This window comes from uncultured Kordia sp. (genome assembly GCF_947496985.1).
Taxonomy (GTDB): domain Bacteria; phylum Bacteroidota; class Bacteroidia; order Flavobacteriales; family Flavobacteriaceae; genus Kordia.
Window position 1 is genome coordinate 141302 of the sequence record NZ_CANMEZ010000008.1, and the last position, 19047, is coordinate 160348.

Sequence of the window (19047 nt, forward strand, 5' to 3'; positions counted from 1 at the left end):
CCGATTTTAATTTTCCAAAAATACTTTAAATCCTAAGCTTCAGCAAGAAAAACTATCCATGATTATCGAATTAAAGGTTGAATTATTCTTAAAAAGTGTATAGACAAAAATACTCCCTGTCGTTTTACATATAGAAACAACATCAAAGCATTTATAATTATGGAATAGCTTTGTTATATTTGCAGCATGCACAAACAGGTTTCTAGCACTCAAAATTCTACGATTAAATACGTTCTTCAATTGCAAGAAAAATCAAGAAGTCGTAAAAAAGAAGGCAAATGTATTTTAGAAGGTTTTCGTGAGTTAACGCTTGCGCTAGATGGAAATTACACCATAGACACACTATTATTTTACCCAGAAATTTGTTCACACGATAGCATTCAAGAATTGTTGAAAAACGCAAAAAACAAACCGGAATGCATTGAAATTTCAAAAGAAGTATATCAAAAAATTGCATATCGTGGAAGCACAGAAGGCGTTTTAGCCATTATGGAAACTAAAACGCATGCGCTTGACGCGATTTCATTTCATAACAAAACGCCCTTAATTTTAGTTGCCGAAGCTCCTGAAAAACCTGGAAACATTGGCGCATTATTAAGAACTGCTGATGCAGCCAATGTAGATGCTGTTTTTATTGCCAATCCAAAAACGGATTTATACAATCCAAATATTGTACGATCTAGTGTTGGTTGTGTATTTACCATACAAGTAGCAATGGGCAGTACCGCTGAAATCATTTCTTATTTACAAGAAAAGGAAATTTCAATTTATTGCGCAGCATTAAGTGCTTCAGAAAATTATCACAGCCAAGATTTCAAAAAAGCAACAGCCATTGTTGTAGGTACAGAAGCTACTGGTTTACGTGATGAATGGTTAAATAGTTCAACTCAAAACATCATAATTCCTATGCAAGGAAAAATAGATTCTATGAATGTTTCTGTTGCTGCTGCTATTTTAATTTTTGAAGCAAAACGCCAACGAGATTTTAGGTAACATTAATAGTCTGGACAACTAAACAATAACAAACATCTTCCTATTGGTTGCACACAAACCCAACAATCGGCAGCACCACAATCTGATGTCTGTGAACACGGCCCAAATCCACCACCTCTGATAGCACGCTGTTCTTTTTTGCCTAAAATTTTAACTTCTGAAATGTTTAAAATAGTTTTCATGGTTTTATAATTTAAAGATTTGAATTAGAAGATACACAATACACTAATCTTCTTGATAAACCAATCACATAAGATCACTACGGGAATACATTACAATCAGAAGCTTCATTTTATTTTTTAAATTCATTCCTCATACTTGTTTCTTCCGTTTCTTTATCTTAATTTTAATTTTATGACAGAGATTGATATCGAAAAAGAAAACGCAGCCATTGCCAGACAGTACAAAGAACTGTTACGTATTAGTTATCAAATACTTTCTGATGAAGACAAAAAAATCATCCGAAAAGCTTTTGATGTTGCTGTTGATGCGCACAAAGAACAACGAAGAAAAAGTGGAGAAGCGTACATTTTTCATCCAATAGCTGTTGCAAAAATTGTAGCTTCAGAAATTGGCTTAGATGCTACATCTATTGTTGCTGCACTACTTCATGATGTTGTGGAAGATACAGAGTACACACTTGAAGACATTGAACGTATGTTTGGTATTACCGTTGCTAAAATTGTAGATGGCCTGACCAAAATTTCACATCTTAAAAAAGATAAAGATGTCTCCATGCAAGCGGAAAATTTCCGTAAAATGCTCTTAACCATCAACGATGATGTACGTGTAATTATTATCAAAATTGCAGATCGCTTGCACAATATGCAAACCATGGGCTCAATGCCAGCCCATAAACAAGTTAAAATTGCTTCTGAAACTTTATACATTTATGCGCCATTAGCACATAGAATTGGATTGTATAATATTAAAACTGAATTAGAAGATTTAGGTTTAAAATATACAGAACCAGAAGTTTTCAATGATATTCAAAATAAAATTGAAGAAAGCAAAGAAGAACAACAAGAATATATTGACAACTTTGCTTCTATCATAAAAAATTCATTAGACAAAGAAGAACTTAGTTACGAAATTAAAGGGCGTTTCAAATCTATTTTTTCTATTCGTAGAAAAATGGTTAAACAAGTGGTTACTTTTGATGAAGTTTATGATAAATTTGCTATCAGAATTATATATGAAACGGCAACACCTGACAATGAAAAGTTTTTAGCCTGGAAGATTTATTCTATTGTAACTGATCATTTTAGACCAAATCCTGTACGCTTGCGCGATTGGATTTCTTCACCAAAATCAACGGGTTATGAAGCATTACACATTACAGTAATGGGACCAAAAGGTCGTTGGGTTGAAGTACAAATTCGTTCGCATCGTATGCATGAAATTGCAGAAAAAGGATATGCAGCACATTTTAAATACAAACAAGGAGAACAAAAAGAACAAGGGTTAGAGCCTTGGTTAAACAAACTACAAGAAGCTCTTGAAAATCAAGAAACTAATGCAGTTGACTTTGTAGAGCAATTCAAATTGAATTTATATGCAAAAGAAATATTTGTGTTTACACCTACGGGAGATTTACGATCATTACCAAAAGGCGCAACACCTCTAGACTTTGCATTTAGCATACATACACAAGTTGGGTATCACACACGAGGCGCAAAAGTAAACGGAAAATTAGTTCCGTTAAGTCATGAATTAAAAAGTGGTGATCAGGTTGAAATTATTACTTCTGACAAATCGAAGCCAAATGCAAACTGGTTAGATTATGCAACAACTTCACGTGCACGTTCTCGTATAAAATCATCGTTACGTGAAGAAAAGAAAAGCATTGCTGAAGACGGAAAAGAAATTTTACGTCGTAAGTTGAAGCAATTAAAAATTGCGCTTGACGAAAAATCGATTAATGAATTGGTTAGTCATTTTAAACTAAAAACGAGTTTAGATTTATTCTATCGTGTTGGAATTGGCACGATTGACAATCAAAAATTAAAAGAATTTGCGTCACAACGTAGCAATAGTATTTTCAAATTCTTTAAAAACAAAATACGAAGATCTCCAAGCATTCCAATTGAGGAAATCAATCAGCCAGAAGTTTCCAATCGATATGATTTAATTGTTTTCGGGAAAGAAGAAGAAAAGCTTAATTATAAATTAGCAAATTGTTGCAATCCTATTCCTGGCGATCCAGTTTTTGGTTTTGTTACGGTAAATGAAGGTATCAAAGTTCATAAAAAAGATTGTCCAAATGCTGTGAGTTTGCAGGCAAATTATGCATACCGAATTATGGCTGCAAAGTGGATTGATTCTTCACAGGAAGAATTTACTGCGTTGTTAGAATTAACAGGAATTGACAATATGGGATTGGTGAACGAAGTCACAAAAATTATTTCAAATAATATGCATGTTAATATTAGAAACATCAGCTTTGAAACTAATGATGGTATATTCACAGGAAGAATTACGGTGATTGTAAAAAATAATACCATTCTAAAGCGCCTAATGACAAATCTTAAAAAAATCAACGGAATCGAAAAAATAACTCGCGCTTAGTATTACATGATAAATGAGATTAAAGTTTTATAAATTCTCTCATATATAGTGTTTATAAAGAAATTAAGAAAACTATGTTTGGAATCATAAATTTTGAAGCGTTTATAATTGCTGGATTAATTCTGAATATAACACCCGGAGCAGATACAATGTATATTCTTGGAAGAAGTATTTCGCAAGGAAAAAAAGCAGGGATTTTATCTGTATTAGGCATATCAACTGGTGCTATTTTTCATATCATTTTTGCAACATTAGGATTATCAATCATCCTTGCAAAATCGGCAACAGCTTTTGAGTTTGTTAAATATTTAGGAGCTGCTTATCTTATCTATTTAGGAATTAAAACCATTTTAAATAAAAGTGAGGAAACATTTGAATTGAATAGTAAAAATGAAATTGTGAATTATAAAAAAATATACTTCTCTGGAGTGTTAACAAACATTTTAAACCCGAAAGTAGCTTTATTTTTCTTAGCATTTTTACCTCAATTTATTGATCCAAATTATGTACAAAATTCACTTCCTTTCTTATTACTAGGAATTACATTTTTACTCACAGGAACAATTTGGTGTTTAATATTGGCTTTATTTGCTTCAAAATTATCAAACCGAATCAGAAAAAATTACAAAATAAAAGTATGGTTAGATAAAATAACTGGAGGAATTTTTGTCGCACTTGGAATAAAACTAGCGTTGATGAAAAAATAATAGTTATTTGTAAGTTATAAACGGTCTCTTTTCTGATCAAAAATAAATCTAAAAAGAAAGCTGCCAGACGATATTAAAAAACATCCCAGACAGCTTTCGGGTTACAATAACTAGTAGTAACTTAATTTATTATCCTCCACACTCTTCAGGACATGTTAACGAACAATAACATGTAGCAATAATAGTACATGCATCCTGTTTTGTTTTGATAGTTTCCTTTATTGTTGTAGGATTCTGAACTGTCATTTCGGTCCCTCCTTGTACACTTTTACTATGCAAATTAGAAATGATTTTTTTCCTTAATTGCAGTTTTTCCTTGAAATCTTTTTTCTTCATAATGTGTTAAATTTAATATATGTGTAAGTTAATTACATGCTTTTTTATGTGAAAAGTAAAACTATTTTTGTTTCGCAAAAAATGTACAATTAGCTCCTAATCAATTATCTATTATATATTTTTAATACATGCAACTAGCTTTATCGACAATTACAATCAGTTTTACAAATAGAATTCTCTGTATCAGGACAAGTTTCGTTAGTTATTTCAGTAACACACAGTCCTGGTCTTGTAAAATGTTCTATAGTAATTTTAATTGTCTTCACAACTATAAAAGTCGTTGCAGGTACAATAGTTGCAGTTCCTCCTGTAATACTATTTTTCTGTAAACTTGAAATAACATTTTTATTCAAGTTCAATCTTGAATTGAAATCTTTTTTCTTCATAGGTATAATTCTTTGTATTACTAAATTCGTTTATCCGTAAAAAATAAAAACTATAAAATCACCACTAATGCTCGTGGTGATTTTATAATTTTTATTTATTCAGTTGTAGTAGGCACGGGCGTTGATGTTGTTGCTGGTACTGGTGTCGATGTCGTAACTGTTGTCATTGTACAATCAGTTTCTACTGATTTACAAATACGTGGATTTGTAATATGTTCCGTTAAAATTTTAATCGTTGTTACAATAATGTAAGTTCCAGTAGTAATGGAATCAGTTCCACCTTGAATACTGTGTTCTTGTAAATTAGAAATTACTCTTTTTCCTAATTTAAGATTGTTATTAACTTCTCTTTTTTTCATGAATATTGGTTTTTTAAAGTTTAATTAGAACAAGCTTCCGTATGACATGCATCCATGCAGGTTGGCGGAATCGTTGTTATTCGTGTAGTATCAACAGGACATTCTTTTTCTGTATTTCCACCTGCGCAAATACGTTTATCTGTCCATTTTATGGTCGTAATCTGAATTGGGTCGGAAACAACGTCAGTTCCTCCATGAAGACGATTTTGTTGTAAATTAGAAATGACTTTTTTCCCTAAACTAAGCTTACTGTTAAATTCTTTTTTTTTCATGATATATAAAATAGTACGTTACACTACATTCAAATACACATCAAAAATTTGATGTATAAGCGATACTGTTTTATATATTTATAGGAGAATATATATTTCTGAAAATCAGAATTATACTTAATAAAAGTACGCTATTAATTATAAAAAAACAAAAGTTATACAATTCTCATGTGTTAAAATCATTGCACTTTTCAATTAGTTTTGAATTCCAACACATATTTGTATCCAAAAATTTGAAAAATAAGTGTAACTTTGTCATTTAAATCTTCAGCCAAGATGCAACAACAAATGGAGGAAAATAATCAAGATATTGTAAAAAACGTTTTTACAAAGTTTTTAGAAGATAACGGACATCGAAAAACTCCAGAGCGCTTTGCCATACTACAAGAAATTTACGAAAGCGAAGAACACTTCGATATAGAGTCGTTATACATTAAAATGAAAAACAAAAACTATAGAGTAAGTAGAGCCACGCTTTACAACACTATAGAACTTTTATTAGATAGCAACTTAGTTCGTAAACATCAATTTGGGCAAAACCAAGCACACTACGAAAAATCATACTTTGATAAACAACACGATCACATTATCCTAACTGATTCAGGAGAAGTGATGGAATTCTGTGATCCACGAATTCAAAGTATCAAAAAAACAATAGAAGAAATCTTTGATATTGACATTCACAATCATTCATTGTATTTCTACGCTACAAAGAAAAACAACAACTAACAACAACACACTAACTCAATTTAATACAATGGCAGTAGATTTACTACTCGGACTTCAATGGGGAGACGAAGGCAAAGGAAAAATTGTTGACGTTTTGACCGCCAACTACGATATTATTGCTCGTTTTCAAGGTGGACCAAATGCAGGACATACACTAGAATTTGACGGAATTAAACACGTATTACGTACCATTCCTTCTGGAATTTTTCACGAAACAGCAACGAATGTTATCGGAAATGGTGTCGTAATCGACCCAGTAGTTTTCAAAAAAGAATTAGATGGTTTGGAAAAATTTAATATTGATATTAAAACCAAACTCATTATTTCAAGAAAAGCACATTTAATTCTTCCAACGCATCGCTTGCTTGATGCAGCTTCTGAAGCTTCTAAAGGAAAAGCAAAAATTGGTTCTACACTTAAAGGTATTGGACCAACTTACATGGACAAAACTGGAAGAAACGGAATTCGTGTTGGAGACTTAGAATTAGACAACTGGAAAGAAAAGTATCGTGCTTTAACAAACAAGCACGAAGCAATGATTAATTTCTACAACGTTGATGTTCAGTACGATTTAGAAGAAATGGAAACTGAATTTTTTGAAGCTGTAGAGGTTTTAAAATCATTACAGTTTATAGATAGTGAAGAATATTTACACCAAGCGCAAAAAAGTGGAAAAACTATTTTAGCAGAAGGTGCACAAGGCTCTTTATTAGATGTTGACTTCGGAACGTATCCGTTTGTAACTTCTTCTACAACAACTGCCGCTGGTGCATGTACAGGTTTAGGAGTTGCTCCAAACAAAATAAAAGATGTATTCGGAATTTTCAAAGCATATACAACTCGTGTAGGTTCAGGACCATTTCCAACGGAATTATTTGATGAAGTTGGTTCAGAAATGGCTCGTATTGGAAACGAATTTGGCGCTGTAACAGGAAGACCAAGGCGTTGCGGATGGTTAGATTTAGTTGCCTTAAAATACACTGCACAGATAAACGGTGTTACACAACTAATGATGATGAAAGGCGATGTGCTTTCTGGATTTAAAACCTTAAAAGTATGTACTGGTTACAAATATAAAGGGGAAACTATTTCACATCTTCCATATAATATTGAACCTGAAAACATAGAACCTATTTATACAGAGTTCAAAGGTTGGAAAGAAGACTTAACCAAAATGTCTGATCCTTCTCAATTTCCAAAAGAATTGAATGATTACATTGATTTCTTAGAAAAGGAACTTGAAATACCTATTAAAATCGTTTCTGTCGGTCCAGATAGAACACAAACAATACATAGATAATCACAAAAAAAGCTTCCAAATGGGAGCTTTTTTTAATTTACACTAAAATCATTTTAACATTTTTTATAGATTTAGGAATGGTTTTTGTTCAGTTTTTGAGTAACTTTGATATAATTCTACGCCTATGTTTTTTAAAGGAAATGTATTTAAATTAAGAAAGAACAAACGATTCAACTATACGCCTCGTTATTATGAAGGTAAAGAGACTGGAAATGTGTATGAAATAGAATCTAGATTTGTAAAACACAGAGAAAGTCTGAATGCAAATGACTTTGGAGCACACTGGAAAGAAGCACGTAAAGCCAATAGAAACAGAGGAAATCGTGAAGTATCAATCCGCTTATTAATTATAATCGCTGTACTTATGCTAGCCTTTCTGTTTTTTATTGACTTTGACCTATCAATATTTACTAGAGGACGATAATACATGGCAGACATAATAAGGCTTTTACCCGATCATGTTGCAAACCAAATTGCAGCAGGAGAAGTAGTGCAGCGCCCTGCATCAGTGGTAAAAGAACTACTTGAAAATGCAATTGATGCAAAAGCTTCAGAAATTAAACTTATTGTAAAAGAAGCTGGAAAAACACTAATACATGTTATAGATAATGGCTTTGGAATGAGTGAGACAGATGCACGACTTTCCTTTGAACGTCATGCCACATCTAAAATTCAAGCAGCTGAAGACTTGTTCAATTTAAGTACAAAAGGATTCCGTGGAGAAGCACTTGCTTCTATTGCGGCAATTGCGCATGTAGAATTACAAACAAAAAAAGAAGCAGACGAGCTCGGAACACGCATCAAAATTGAAGGAAGTAATGTAGTAACACAAGAAGTAGTTACAACACCAACAGGAACTTCCATCGCTGTCAAAAATCTATTTTATAACATTCCTGCACGTCGTAACTTTTTAAAGTCAGACGCTGTAGAATTACGTCATATTATTGATGAATTTCAACGTGTTTCATTAGCACATCCTGACATTTCCTTTGTTTTATATCACAATGGAAATGAATTATTTAATCTTCCAAAAAGTAATATACGACAACGTATTGTGAATATTTTAGGAGGAAAAACCAATGAAAAACTCGTTCCTGTTGAAGAAGATACAGATATTGTAAAAATCAGTGGTTTTGTGGGTAAACCCGAATTTGCAAAGAAGAGTAGAAATGAACAGTTTTTCTTCGTGAATAACCGATTCATCAAAAGTCCTTACTTGCATCATGCTATCAATGCTGCGTTTGAAGGCTTACTGAAAGAAAAGATGCAACCAAGCTATTTTATCTATTTAGAAGTAAATCCTGAAACGATTGATATTAATATTCATCCGACAAAAACAGAAATAAAATTTGATGACGAACATTCACTGTATGCAATGCTTCGCGCAACTGTAAAACATAGTTTAGGACAATTTAATATTGCGCCTGTACTCGATTTTGATAGAGATGCAAATTTAGACACACCTTATGATTATAAAAACAAGCAAGCTGCCGTTCCAAATATTCAAGTAGATCGTAGTTTTAATCCGTTTGCAGATGAAAAGAAAATCTCTGGAAACACCACAACAGCACCTAGATATACAAACTTTAAGAAAGAATCTACAGAAGGCTGGGAAAGTTTATATGTTGGGCTTGAATCAAAATCGAATAATACCACACGTTATTCTGGCGAAAGCATAGAGCTTGAATCAGAAGAAGTTACAAGTTCTTTATTTGCAAATGACGAACCAAGAGAAACACTTACCTATCAATTACACAGAAAATATATTGTAAGTTCTATAAAATCAGGAATCGTAGTTATAGATCAACATAGAGCACATCAACGTGTGCTATATGAACAATTATTAAAAAATATTACCGTTAGTGAAGCTGTGAGTCAACAACTGTTGTTTCCTGTTACATTTACGTTTTCTTCAAGTGAAATTGCTTTACTTAGAGAAGTGAAAGAAAGTTTAGAAAATATTGGATTCATGTTTAGCGACATTACAGACGATACTATTGAACTTTCCGGAATTCCGTCAAACATTTCTGAAAGTGAATTACAGATTATCATTGAGCAAATGCTAAACGATTTTCAAGGAGAAATTCCTGATACTGGATTCAGTCAAACTGACGTTTTAGTAAAATCGTTAGCTAAAAGTATGGCAATTCGCACAGGAAAAAAATTAGAAATTGCAGAACAAGAAGCATTGGTAAACAATCTTTTTGCCTGTAAAGAGCCAATGATTTCCCCTTTTCAAAGAACCATTTTCATCACACTTAGCGTAGATGATTTAGATAAAAAATTTATATAAGTTATGACGCGCATCACTGAAACGGTTAAACATTTAATCATTATCAATGTACTGCTTTGGGTAGCTACATTGGTTTTAGGAGAAAGAGGCATTGATCTCAATGCATTATTAGCACTACATTTCCCTGAAAATAACCTATTTGGTTTTTGGCAACCTATTACAAGTATGTTTATGCATTCTGTTGTAGATCCAACACATATTTTATTTAATATGATTGCCTTATGGATGTTTGGCTCTGATTTGGAAATGCGTTGGGGAAAAATAAAATTCTTGAGTTTTTATATGATTACGGGTGTTGGTGCAGGTTTGATACACACCTTAATAAATTATATTGAATTTTACCCACTTACGCAGGAAATTGTAAATTTAAATTTAACGGCCGAACAACTCAAGCAAGTCATTAATATAGATATGGTCAGAAGTAATAGGTTTATGGGGGAAATACTTTATAATAAGTTACCCGCTATATTAGACACTTCACAGTTCAATGCTGTTACTGCAAATGAGGGTTATTTCAGAGCTTTATTTGATATGAACATATCCAACCAAACAAGAGCCGTTGGAGCTTCTGGAGCACTATATGGTGTATTAGTTGCTTATGGAGTATTGTATCAAAATAGAGAAATTATGCTTATGTTTATTCCAATTCCAATAAAAGCAAAATATTTTATTTTAGGACTATTAGCCTATGATTCGGTATCTGCGCTTTCTGGTGGAAATGGAATATTTGGCGGTGGAAATGTGGCACATTTTGCACATATTGGAGGTGCACTATTTGGCTTACTACTAATGTGGTATTTTGACAAAACTCAGTTTAATAAAAATCGTTGGGACTAATGGATTGGAAAACACGTATAGCAACCTTATATCGAGGATTTAATATAGCTGAAAAGTTAATCTTTTTAAACATTGTCGTTTTCGCTATTGTTTCACTGTACAACATGTTATTTTACTCGTTTACAGGAACATATTCTACATTTTTCACAAATTATTTTACACTTCCAAAAGCACTAGGAGAATTATTATACAAACCATGGACAATAGTTACCTATGGTTTTATGCACGCTGACTTTATGCACTTAATTTTTAACTGTATAGGATTGTACTTTACAGGAAGAATTTTTTCTACTTTCTTTAGCGAACGCCAATTTATAACTGTATACTCTTTTGGGATTTTCGCAGGCGCGCTGCTGTTTTTAGTTAGTTATAATTTATTACCAGCTTTTGCTGACAAACCTGCTTTGTTAATGGGAGCATCAGCCGCTGTATTAGCAATTACAGTTGCAGGAGCTACCTATTCACCTAATTTGATTGTAAATTTACTTGGCATATTTCCTATTAAATACTGGATCGTTGCAGCATTACTAGTAGTTTCTTATGTATCATATATCCCGTATACAAATGCTGGTGGACATTTTGCACATATTGGAGGAGCACTTATCGGTTATTTGTATGTAAAACAACTTCAAAGCGGAAAAAATATTGGTACTGGTTTTGAAAATCTTTTAGATAGCCTAGCGAGTTTTTTTAAGTTTAAAAAGAAATCTCCATTAAAAACCGTATATAAAAACAAAAAGACAAAAACGAGAAGTTCTAGGAAAACTGCAAGCCAATCTCCAACAGAGAAACAACATAAAATTGATGGCATTTTAGATAAAATAAGTAAGTCTGGCTATGAAAGCCTGACTAAGGAAGAAAAAGACTTCCTGTTTAAAGCAGGAAAGGAAAATTAGTATATGACTGAAAAGAAGAAAAGATTAGGTTTTTTTGGTAGAATTGTCTTCTTCTTCAATTCGGTATTTGCTGCGCTTTTACTTTTATCTTATATATTACCATACGCTGTTCCGAAAAGTTTCCCAATTCTTTCGGTATTAAGCTTATTAGTTCCTGTATTTATCATTATCAATTTTTTCTTTTTGATTTACTGGATTTTAAATGTTCGAAAGCAATTCATACTATCACTTTTTGTATTAGTTATTGGTTACTCGCACGTTACTTCTTTGTATAAATTTTCAGGAAACACCACAGAACCTTCTCAAAACTCAATTTCTGTAATGAGTTATAATGTACGTTTATTCAATATTTATAAATGGCTAGAAGATGATACGATTGATGAAAAAATTGTGAAGTTAGTTAAAACCGAATCACCTGACATTATTGCTTTTCAAGAATTTCACAAAAAACAAGAAGCTGCGTTTAATTTTTATCCATATAAACATGTAGCTTTAAAAGGTAAAAATGACAAAACAGGACAAGCTATTTTTTCTAAGTTTCCTATTATTCACAAAGGTTCATTGAAATTTCCGAACACACCAAACAATGCTATTTATATAGATATTGTTCAAAATAATGATACCATCCGTGTGTACAATCTACACTTACAATCATTACGTATTAATCCAAAAGAAGAAGAGTTTTCACAAGAAAATTCAGAACGATTAGTAAAACGTATGGCGCATACTTTTAAGATGCAACAATCACAAGCAGAATTGTTTGAAATCAACAGAAAGAATTGTAATTACAAGAAAATTATTTTGGGAGATTTTAATAATACACAATTTTCAAACGTATACAAAACAATTAAAGGCAATATGAAAGATGGTTTTGTAGAAGCTGGAAAAGGTTTTGGCAAAACGCTAGACTACCCGTTTTTTCCAATGCGAATCGATTTTATTTTAACTGATGAAAGCTTTACTGTAAATCAGTTTCAAACATTTTCAGAACATTATTCTGATCATTTCCCTATTAAGAGTATGATTTCTTTAGGAAATTAAAGAATTGCAAGATTCAAGGTTTTCTCTGTTTTCTAAAATACATCTTGAAGACTAATCATTTATTATTTACTCTTTTACCCTTTGTTTCCATCCAAATACGCTTCGCTCTGCTTGAAATATTTTTGCACTGATTCATCTAAATATTGAGAATATGTTGTTTCTTCATTTCGAAGTTTCGACAATTTTGCCATAGCATACGCAATTACTTGTTCTGGTAGATATCCTTGTCCACTAGACTCCCAACCAAAAGTTCCAACGGATGAAAACCTAAATCGTGAGTTTCCTAAAAAAATACCAAATCCATATGAGATTGCCGTCAAATCTGTTACGTATTCATCATTTTCAATGATTCTATTTTCTCCAAGTAATATTTCATGTGATAATTCATGCGCAATCGTTGCAATAAGAGAAATTGTATCCTTTAACTGTTCGCGCTCAATAGAAATAACAGTTCCTTTTTCACTCTTTTCATATGTTCCTGATGCACTATTCCAACTTCCATTAATGTCTGCAGGAGTTGTTAATGTAGTACCATCTGCCATTTCCACTGGCGAATCTGAGAAAAATTCTAGTTTAATATCAGCATTACGAATCTGCATCAACTCCATGGTTCGTTTTAGGATAAATTCCGCATCTTGTTCGCTTCGATCAAAGTCTCTGTTATAAAAACCCTTGGTAGGCGTTATCGTTCTGATTTCCATAAAATGATTCTCATTCAACTCTTTACGCAACCAATTCAAGGTTTTATCAACCCAAATTTTATCTTCTGCAGTTATTGGTAATTTTTTCTTTTTCTTCCAAAACATAATTCGTTATTCAAAAAATTAAAGGTTTCTATTCAAAGAGTTGCTCTAAAATAATTCTCTTTTTTTTAAGTAATGTTTTATCGGATTTCACTCTTCCTCACTAAATCTATCATTCTTTTGATTCATCATTAACTCTAAAACAGAATGCTATGAAAAAGAAAGTTACATTATTAATGCTTAACAAAAAATCAATTTCAAACCTTGAAAACAAATATGTCTTAGGTGGAAACGAATTCTATTATGAACATTTTACAAGTAAACAATTTTGCAAAACAAAATGCTGCTCTTCAGAAGTATATCAAGATTGTACAGTTACGTATAAAGCTTGTGTAACGCAAGCTAGGTTTTGTGGAGCATATTAAAAAAAATAAACGGACTTCGGTTCGTTTTTTTCTTTTCCTCTAAACAGTACTATGCAATATAAGTAGTAAAGATTCAAGATTGGTTACTTATTACTTTCACAAACAAACATGACAATTTAAATTTAAGGTTTTCTTGCGAGTTAAAAAGTCTTAGTTCTATTATCTATACGCTCTATAATTCTTACAATGAAGCGATCTATATTTACACTACATCATCCAACAATCTACACTATCTGCCAAAATATGAAGCAATAAACCAATCCCAAGAATACGTGTTTTTTTGAAAAATAGAAATCCTACATACACTGCAATTGCGTAATACGTATGTAACGGATGAAAGTTGATACTACAACGATTTGAATCAAAAATTGGTGTTGCTAATAAATGATCAAGATCGATAAACATAACTACTATGAATACAAAATAGGTCATTTTCCATTGTTTTCGATAGAAAAATAAAGCAATGAGTACTGGAAAGACAAAGTGTAATCCGTAATGAATATAGGTTCGTAACAAGCTTATGAAATGGTTTGTTGCTCTAAATAACTGAGTGCGTTTGTACCTTCATTAAAAAGCAAATCTAAAATACTCAGGTTTGGAATAAAATCGTGCTTCGCATCAAATACTTGTGTATATTTTTCAAACCCGTAATCAGGTTCTTTTTTTACAACTACCAATTTTCTAAAATCGTTCATATTTGAAACAATCGGTTCATAAGTCATTGTTTTAGCAGTTTCTATTTCTAATTGCAGACATTCGTTTACTAATTGAATTGTATCAATATTTAAATCCATTAAAAACGTATATCGTTTTTCAAATAATGGGCGTAATTCATCTTCATAATATTCAAAGTACGGAGATGTTCTATATGCTGACTCTAGGGATTTCCAATGCAAGCGTTGCCAAGGAGTTTCGTTAGCAATTTCAATGTCTTTATACTTCTGATTTTTTATTTCTTTATTGTGCCGCACAGGAACATTAAACATTAGTTTCCCATTCGCTCCATATACATAAGTACGATTACGATAAGTTTGCTTTTGGAAATTATCTTCCATTTCAAACATTAACTGTTCCGACTTCGCAAATACCACATAGTGTGCAATACTTGGAAAATATGTTGGATGAATGAGAGTTATCAATGAATTATGAATTATGAATTATGAATTATGAATTATGAATTATGAAAAGGTTCTTTTCTTACAAGAAAGCATCAAATCAATATCATTATCAAATTGTCAAATCTTCAAATTGATACATTGATAAATTTCTACACTAAAAACTACTTTGCTGCTTTCTTTTTCTTTCTAAAGTAATTGAATACAAACCAGCCCGCTAATAAAACTAAGAAATACTTAAAATATGAAACTGGCGCTCCTTCTCCACTTACTGTTGTAAATAATCGATTCCAACGTATTTTATTAATTCCAGTTGCTTTTGTATCCCAACTAAACCAAACAAATACTGGTTTCCCTAATACATGATCAAATGGTACAAATCCCCAACTTCTAGAATCTTGTGAGTTTCCTCGGTTATCTCCCATCATCCAATAATAATCTTGATTGAATGTATATGAAGTGATTACTTTTCCATCAATCAGAATTTGATCTCCTTCAACTTTTAGGTTTTGCCCTTCGTATTCAGAAATTGCACGTTTGTATAATGGTAAATTTGCTGTTGTTAATTGTACTGTACTTCCTTTCGCAGGAATTGTAATTGGTCCAAAATTAGAATTATTCCACTTGTAATTTGGGGAATGCGGAAATACAGAGGCATTAGACTCTCCTTTTTTCTGTACATGTTTTGTAACTGAAAGTACATTAGGATGATTCTTCAATTTTTCAGCAGCTTCTTCTGTTACTGCGCTAAACATATATGTTCCTTTATTATTTATAGGTCCATATCCATCTGTAATATCATAGGCATCATGCAAATATTGATCATTAAAACGACCTCCTTTTGTTTCAACCAAGTAGTTAAACTGTAATTTTGCTCTGTCTGGCAAATCGTTTTGAATTCCGTTTGTGTACACAAATCCATCACGTACTTCTAGCTTATCGCCTGGCAAACCTACACAACGCTTTACATAGTTAGAACGTTTATCTAAAGGCTTATAAACAACTTTACTGTTTGGATCATCTATAACTGTCAATGTATCCGCTGGCCAGTTAAACACCACAATATCATTTCGTTCTATTGTTTCAAAACCTGGAAATCTAAAGTATGGTAATTGTGGTTCTGACATATATGACTTTGCCCCTACGATCGGAATTGCATCATGAACCATTGGTGCAGCAACTGCTGTCATTGGCGTTCTGGCTCCGTAATGTATTTTACTCACAAATAAGAAATCACCAACTAATAATGTTTTTTCTAAAGATGAAGACGGAATTACAAATGGTTGCATTACATAGGTATGCACTAAAGTTGCTGCCACTACGGCAAACAAAATAGAAGCAACCCATTCGCCAGCCGATGTACGTGGCTTTAAACTTCTATCTTTTACATATTCTACATCTAACATATAGTTCACGTAGTAAATATAAAAACCAAGTGTTAAAACGGCTGCAAAAGTCTCATAACGCTCTGTTCTTCCAAAACTACGAATCGTTTCTACCCAAAGTACAGGAAAAATTATCAATTGAATGATTGGTACAAATAATAAAATAACCCAATACCATTCTTTTGGTCTGTTTATAATTTGCATTAAAACGTACGCATTATATACAGGAATTGCTGCTTCCCAAGCTTTTCTACCTGCTTTTACATAGAGTTTCCATGTTCCTAAAAAATGTACTACTTGAACGAATAAGAAAAATAGTAATAATGCTTGCGTAAAGGTCATTTGTTGTATTTTTTATAATTCAGTAGTGCATAAATACTGAATCTAGTTGGTTATTCACAAATATATAGTGTGAAAATTAATCTATTTTAATGTTTATTAAATGTTTAACACGTCTTTCATCGTGAAAACACCTTCTTTATTTTGAATCCATTCTGCCGCTACAACTGCTCCTAAAGCAAATCCTTGACGATTGTGTGCTTTGTGTTCAATAGCAATAGTATCAATGGAAGAAGTATATGTAATTTCATGTGTTCCTGGCACTTCAGGAATACGTTTTGCTACAATTGGAATGTCAGTTTCCGTTTCCGCTTTTTCAAGTTTCCAATCTGTATACTTAGTATGTTCAATGATTCCTTCTGCCAACGTAATTGCTGTTCCGCTTGGCGCATCAAGTTTTTTGGTATGGTGAATTTCTTCAACGCCTACTTTATAATCTTCAAGTTGCGACATCATTTTTGCTAAATATGCATTCATCTCAAAAAATATATTGACACCTAAACTAAAGTTAGATGCATAGATAAATGCTCCTTTTTCATTTTGGCACAGAGAAACAATTTCATCATAACGATCCAACCAACCAGTTGTTCCTGAAATGACAGGAATTTGTTGTTTGATACAATGTGAAATGTTTTGAAAAGCAGCTGTTGGAATACTGAAATCTATAGCTACATCTACATTGGAAAAATCGTAACTTTCAATGTCTTTCGATATTTTATGAATAATTGAATGTCCACGTTGAGAAGCTATTTTTTCAATCTCCTTCCCCATTCTACCATAACCGAGCAATGCAATATTCATAATTCTATTTTTTTTGAATCTACGTTGAAGAAGCTAAAATTTGAAATTGAGCGTGAGTCCTAAATTTCGATTAAAATCAATTTCATTTTGATCTATATGCGGCCGAAATGAAAGATCGTCACTTACATTAAATTGTAGTAAATGAGCATCCACATTGGCATCAACAATATTTAACACATATGCTACAATCGTTAATAGTAACGATAAATCTCTGTTTCGTTGGTAAAATTCTTGTGCATCAATAAGTGCATTTTCATCTGGAACAAGTATGCTAAATTCATCGTTTAACCCTGCCAAACGTTGTTTGTATGCAGTTCTGTATCGATTGTATTGTTTGTTATTACTGATGTAGAAATAAATTCCTGTTCCCATAGCAGCATATACAATAGGAATTTTCCAATATTTTTTATTGTAGGCTTGTCCTAAGCCTGGCAAAATTGCAGAATAGAACGCAGCTTTTGAAGGAGATAATGGGTTGATTTCTTTTTTAGCCACATTTATAGTGTCTTTTACAACCAACAACGATTCTTCTTTCTGCTTTTCCTTCCCTTTTTCTTCTTTTGTTTGTGACCATGCGTTCGTTATAAAACACAAGCAACATAACAATATGACGATTCTATTTCCCACTCTTTAATAATTTTTTGATTCGTGCAAAGTCCTGCTCAGAATGAAATGGAATGCTAATTTTTCCTTTTCCATTTGCGCTAACTTTTACATCTACTTTATGTCCAAAATATTCAGAGAAATCGCGAATTCCTTTTTTAACGAATTTTGGGACATCTGGTATATCTTTCGTTGGGGTTTCAATAGTTTTATCTTTCTTATAATTCTTTACCAATTCTTCTGTTTCACGAACAGATAATGATTTGGAAAGAATCATTTCATAGATTTCGAGTTGGTCGTTGGTGTTTTCTACATTTACTAATGTACGTCCATGTCCCATACTTAGAAAGCCATCACGCATTCCAGTTTGAACAATTGGATCTAATTTTAATAAACGTAAATAGTTTGCAATGGTAGAACGTTTTTTTCCAACACGTTGACTCATCTGTTCTTGTGTCAAGCTAATTTCATCAATTAAACGTTGGTATGACAATGCAATTTCGATAGGGTCTAAATCAGAACGTTGAATGTTTTCTACCAACGCCATTTCTAAAGATTCTTGATCGTTTGCAATACGCACATATGCAGGAATTGTTTCTAAACCTATTAATTTAGAAGCTCTAAAACGACGTTCTCCAGAAACCAATTGATAGTTTTCAAAACCAAGCTTTCGCACAGTAATTGGCTGAATCACACCTAATTCCCTTATAGAAGAAGCCAATTCACGAAGTGTTTCTTCATTGAAGTTCGTTCTTGGTTGAAACGGATTTACTTCAATTGTACTAATTGCCAATTCTACAATATTCCCTACTACTTTGTCAGCATTTTTATCTGAAACTGATGTAATATCATTTTCAGGGTCTTTTAGTAATGCGGACAATCCTCTTCCTAGTGCTTGTTTTTTTGTTGCCTTCGCCAT

23 protein-coding genes are annotated in these 19047 nt (G+C 32.4%); 11 read left to right on the top strand and 12 right to left on the bottom strand.

The genetic code is table 11. The features are described from left to right. The first annotated feature begins 186 nt into the window (after positions 1-186). Positions 187-993: an RNA methyltransferase gene (locus tag Q0828_RS18625; RefSeq protein WP_298424776.1), complete on the top strand. Its 807-nt coding sequence runs from the start codon at positions 187-189 to the stop codon at positions 991-993. A gap of 2 nt (positions 994-995) precedes the next feature. Here Q0828_RS18625 and Q0828_RS18630 read toward each other — a convergent pair whose 3' ends face one another. Beyond that, the gene (locus Q0828_RS18630) at positions 996-1175 is read right to left on the bottom strand and encodes a hypothetical protein (RefSeq protein ID WP_298424779.1); all 180 of its coding nucleotides are present in this window, start codon (positions 1173-1175) and stop codon (positions 996-998) included. A 172-nt stretch (positions 1176-1347) separates the two neighbouring features. Here Q0828_RS18630 and Q0828_RS18635 point away from each other — a divergent pair, with 172 nt between their 5' ends. Both Q0828_RS18635 and Q0828_RS18640 read left to right on the top strand, forming a co-directional pair. Further along, a complete protein-coding gene (locus Q0828_RS18635; protein ID WP_298424782.1) occupies positions 1348-3561 on the top strand; it encodes a RelA/SpoT family protein in 2214 nt (737 codons plus the stop codon). Positions 3562-3635: 74 nt separating this feature from the next. Further along, positions 3636-4268 (top strand): LysE family translocator, encoded by a 633-nt coding sequence (locus tag Q0828_RS18640; RefSeq protein ID WP_298424785.1) that lies wholly within the window; start codon positions 3636-3638, stop codon positions 4266-4268. A gap of 129 nt (positions 4269-4397) precedes the next feature. Here the strand turns inward: Q0828_RS18640 and Q0828_RS18645 are convergent, their stop codons facing one another. From Q0828_RS18645 to Q0828_RS18660, 4 genes are all read right to left on the bottom strand, one after another. Further along, positions 4398-4604 carry a hypothetical protein gene (locus Q0828_RS18645; protein ID WP_298424788.1) on the bottom strand — a complete coding sequence of 69 codons (207 nt, stop codon included), beginning with the start codon at positions 4602-4604 and terminating at the stop codon, positions 4398-4400. Between the two features lie 140 nt (positions 4605-4744). Next, positions 4745-4990: a hypothetical protein gene (locus Q0828_RS18650; RefSeq protein ID WP_298424791.1), complete on the bottom strand. Its 246-nt coding sequence runs from the start codon at positions 4988-4990 to the stop codon at positions 4745-4747. 95 nt (positions 4991-5085) lie between these two features. Continuing rightward, positions 5086-5349 (bottom strand): hypothetical protein, encoded by a 264-nt coding sequence (locus Q0828_RS18655; protein ID WP_298424794.1) that lies wholly within the window; start codon positions 5347-5349, stop codon positions 5086-5088. Between the two features lie 20 nt (positions 5350-5369). Then, positions 5370-5621 (bottom strand): class I lanthipeptide, encoded by a 252-nt coding sequence (locus Q0828_RS18660; RefSeq protein ID WP_298424797.1) that lies wholly within the window; start codon positions 5619-5621, stop codon positions 5370-5372. A gap of 288 nt (positions 5622-5909) precedes the next feature. On the opposite strand from Q0828_RS18660, the gene Q0828_RS18665 reads away from it, so the two are divergent. From Q0828_RS18665 to Q0828_RS18695, 7 genes are all read left to right on the top strand, one after another. Further along, positions 5910-6350 (top strand): transcriptional repressor, encoded by a 441-nt coding sequence (locus Q0828_RS18665; protein ID WP_298424986.1) that lies wholly within the window; start codon positions 5910-5912, stop codon positions 6348-6350. A gap of 28 nt (positions 6351-6378) precedes the next feature. Beyond that, entirely contained in the window at positions 6379-7650 is a 1272-nt protein-coding gene (locus Q0828_RS18670; protein ID WP_298424800.1) for an adenylosuccinate synthase, read from the top strand. A 124-nt stretch (positions 7651-7774) separates the two neighbouring features. Then, entirely contained in the window at positions 7775-8074 is a 300-nt protein-coding gene (locus tag Q0828_RS18675; protein WP_298424803.1) for a hypothetical protein, read from the top strand. Between the two features lie 3 nt (positions 8075-8077). Then, positions 8078-9943, top strand: coding sequence for a DNA mismatch repair endonuclease MutL (mutL, locus tag Q0828_RS18680; protein WP_298424806.1), 1866 nt, complete (start codon positions 8078-8080; stop codon positions 9941-9943). Between the two features lie 3 nt (positions 9944-9946). Then, the gene (locus Q0828_RS18685) at positions 9947-10780 is read left to right on the top strand and encodes a rhomboid family intramembrane serine protease (RefSeq protein ID WP_298424809.1); all 834 of its coding nucleotides are present in this window, start codon (positions 9947-9949) and stop codon (positions 10778-10780) included. Next, the gene (locus Q0828_RS18690; protein ID WP_298424812.1) at positions 10780-11676 is read left to right on the top strand and encodes a rhomboid family intramembrane serine protease; all 897 of its coding nucleotides are present in this window, start codon (positions 10780-10782) and stop codon (positions 11674-11676) included. Before Q0828_RS18685 ends, Q0828_RS18690 begins: the two co-directional genes overlap by 1 nt. A 3-nt stretch (positions 11677-11679) precedes the next feature. Beyond that, positions 11680-12717 (top strand): endonuclease/exonuclease/phosphatase family protein, encoded by a 1038-nt coding sequence (locus tag Q0828_RS18695; RefSeq protein ID WP_298424815.1) that lies wholly within the window; start codon positions 11680-11682, stop codon positions 12715-12717. A gap of 74 nt (positions 12718-12791) precedes the next feature. Here Q0828_RS18695 and Q0828_RS18700 read toward each other — a convergent pair whose 3' ends face one another. Next, on the bottom strand, positions 12792-13523 hold the full coding sequence (locus tag Q0828_RS18700) for a hypothetical protein (RefSeq protein ID WP_298424818.1): 732 nt from the start codon (positions 13521-13523) through the stop codon (positions 12792-12794). 149 nt (positions 13524-13672) lie between these two features. Here Q0828_RS18700 and Q0828_RS18705 point away from each other — a divergent pair, with 149 nt between their 5' ends. Beyond that, positions 13673-13885: a hypothetical protein gene (locus Q0828_RS18705; RefSeq protein ID WP_298424821.1), complete on the top strand. Its 213-nt coding sequence runs from the start codon at positions 13673-13675 to the stop codon at positions 13883-13885. Positions 13886-14092: 207 nt separating this feature from the next. Here Q0828_RS18705 and Q0828_RS18710 read toward each other — a convergent pair whose 3' ends face one another. From Q0828_RS18710 to Q0828_RS18735, 6 genes are all read right to left on the bottom strand, one after another. Further along, complete coding sequence (locus Q0828_RS18710; RefSeq protein WP_298424823.1) at positions 14093-14401, bottom strand: DUF6122 family protein; 309 nt, start codon at positions 14399-14401, stop codon at positions 14093-14095. 2 nt (positions 14402-14403) lie between these two features. Next, positions 14404-15024 carry a WbqC family protein gene (locus Q0828_RS18715; protein WP_298424826.1) on the bottom strand — a complete coding sequence of 207 codons (621 nt, stop codon included), beginning with the start codon at positions 15022-15024 and terminating at the stop codon, positions 14404-14406. A gap of 140 nt (positions 15025-15164) precedes the next feature. Continuing rightward, on the bottom strand, positions 15165-16727 hold the full coding sequence (gene lepB, locus Q0828_RS18720; protein ID WP_298424829.1) for a signal peptidase I: 1563 nt from the start codon (positions 16725-16727) through the stop codon (positions 15165-15167). 96 nt (positions 16728-16823) lie between these two features. Continuing rightward, the gene (gene dapB, locus Q0828_RS18725) at positions 16824-17525 is read right to left on the bottom strand and encodes a 4-hydroxy-tetrahydrodipicolinate reductase (protein WP_298424832.1); all 702 of its coding nucleotides are present in this window, start codon (positions 17523-17525) and stop codon (positions 16824-16826) included. Positions 17526-17558: 33 nt separating this feature from the next. Next, positions 17559-18152 (bottom strand): DUF5683 domain-containing protein, encoded by a 594-nt coding sequence (locus Q0828_RS18730; protein WP_298424836.1) that lies wholly within the window; start codon positions 18150-18152, stop codon positions 17559-17561. Then, positions 18142-19047, bottom strand: a complete 906-nt coding sequence (locus tag Q0828_RS18735; RefSeq protein ID WP_298424838.1) for a ParB/RepB/Spo0J family partition protein — start codon at positions 19045-19047, stop codon at positions 18142-18144. The genes Q0828_RS18730 and Q0828_RS18735 overlap by 11 nt, the downstream gene beginning before the upstream one ends.

Bases quoted from the DNA above. Each gene is read 5' to 3' on its own strand.
- Q0828_RS18625 (WP_298424776.1), top strand. From the start codon at position 187: ATGCACAAACAGGTTTCTAGCACTCAAAATTCTACGATTAAATACGTT.
- Q0828_RS18630 (WP_298424779.1), bottom strand. From the start codon at position 1,175: ATGAAAACTATTTTAAACATTTCAGAAGTTAAAATTTTAGGCAAAAAA.
- Q0828_RS18635 (WP_298424782.1), top strand. From the start codon at position 1,348: ATGACAGAGATTGATATCGAAAAAGAAAACGCAGCCATTGCCAGACAG.
- Q0828_RS18640 (WP_298424785.1), top strand. From the start codon at position 3,636: ATGTTTGGAATCATAAATTTTGAAGCGTTTATAATTGCTGGATTAATT.
- Q0828_RS18645 (WP_298424788.1), bottom strand. From the start codon at position 4,604: ATGAAGAAAAAAGATTTCAAGGAAAAACTGCAATTAAGGAAAAAAATC.
- Q0828_RS18650 (WP_298424791.1), bottom strand. From the start codon at position 4,990: ATGAAGAAAAAAGATTTCAATTCAAGATTGAACTTGAATAAAAATGTT.
- Q0828_RS18655 (WP_298424794.1), bottom strand. From the start codon at position 5,349: ATGAAAAAAAGAGAAGTTAATAACAATCTTAAATTAGGAAAAAGAGTA.
- Q0828_RS18660 (WP_298424797.1), bottom strand. From the start codon at position 5,621: ATGAAAAAAAAAGAATTTAACAGTAAGCTTAGTTTAGGGAAAAAAGTC.
- Q0828_RS18665 (WP_298424986.1), top strand. From the start codon at position 5,910: ATGGAGGAAAATAATCAAGATATTGTAAAAAACGTTTTTACAAAGTTT.
- Q0828_RS18670 (WP_298424800.1), top strand. From the start codon at position 6,379: ATGGCAGTAGATTTACTACTCGGACTTCAATGGGGAGACGAAGGCAAA.
- Q0828_RS18675 (WP_298424803.1), top strand. From the start codon at position 7,775: ATGTTTTTTAAAGGAAATGTATTTAAATTAAGAAAGAACAAACGATTC.
- mutL (WP_298424806.1), top strand. From the start codon at position 8,078: ATGGCAGACATAATAAGGCTTTTACCCGATCATGTTGCAAACCAAATT.
- Q0828_RS18685 (WP_298424809.1), top strand. From the start codon at position 9,947: ATGACGCGCATCACTGAAACGGTTAAACATTTAATCATTATCAATGTA.
- Q0828_RS18690 (WP_298424812.1), top strand. From the start codon at position 10,780: ATGGATTGGAAAACACGTATAGCAACCTTATATCGAGGATTTAATATA.
- Q0828_RS18695 (WP_298424815.1), top strand. From the start codon at position 11,680: ATGACTGAAAAGAAGAAAAGATTAGGTTTTTTTGGTAGAATTGTCTTC.
- Q0828_RS18700 (WP_298424818.1), bottom strand. From the start codon at position 13,523: ATGTTTTGGAAGAAAAAGAAAAAATTACCAATAACTGCAGAAGATAAA.
- Q0828_RS18705 (WP_298424821.1), top strand. From the start codon at position 13,673: ATGAAAAAGAAAGTTACATTATTAATGCTTAACAAAAAATCAATTTCA.
- lepB (WP_298424829.1), bottom strand. From the start codon at position 16,727: ATGACCTTTACGCAAGCATTATTACTATTTTTCTTATTCGTTCAAGTA.
- dapB (WP_298424832.1), bottom strand. From the start codon at position 17,525: ATGAATATTGCATTGCTCGGTTATGGTAGAATGGGGAAGGAGATTGAA.
- Q0828_RS18735 (WP_298424838.1), bottom strand. From the start codon at position 19,047: ATGGCGAAGGCAACAAAAAAACAAGCACTAGGAAGAGGATTGTCCGCA.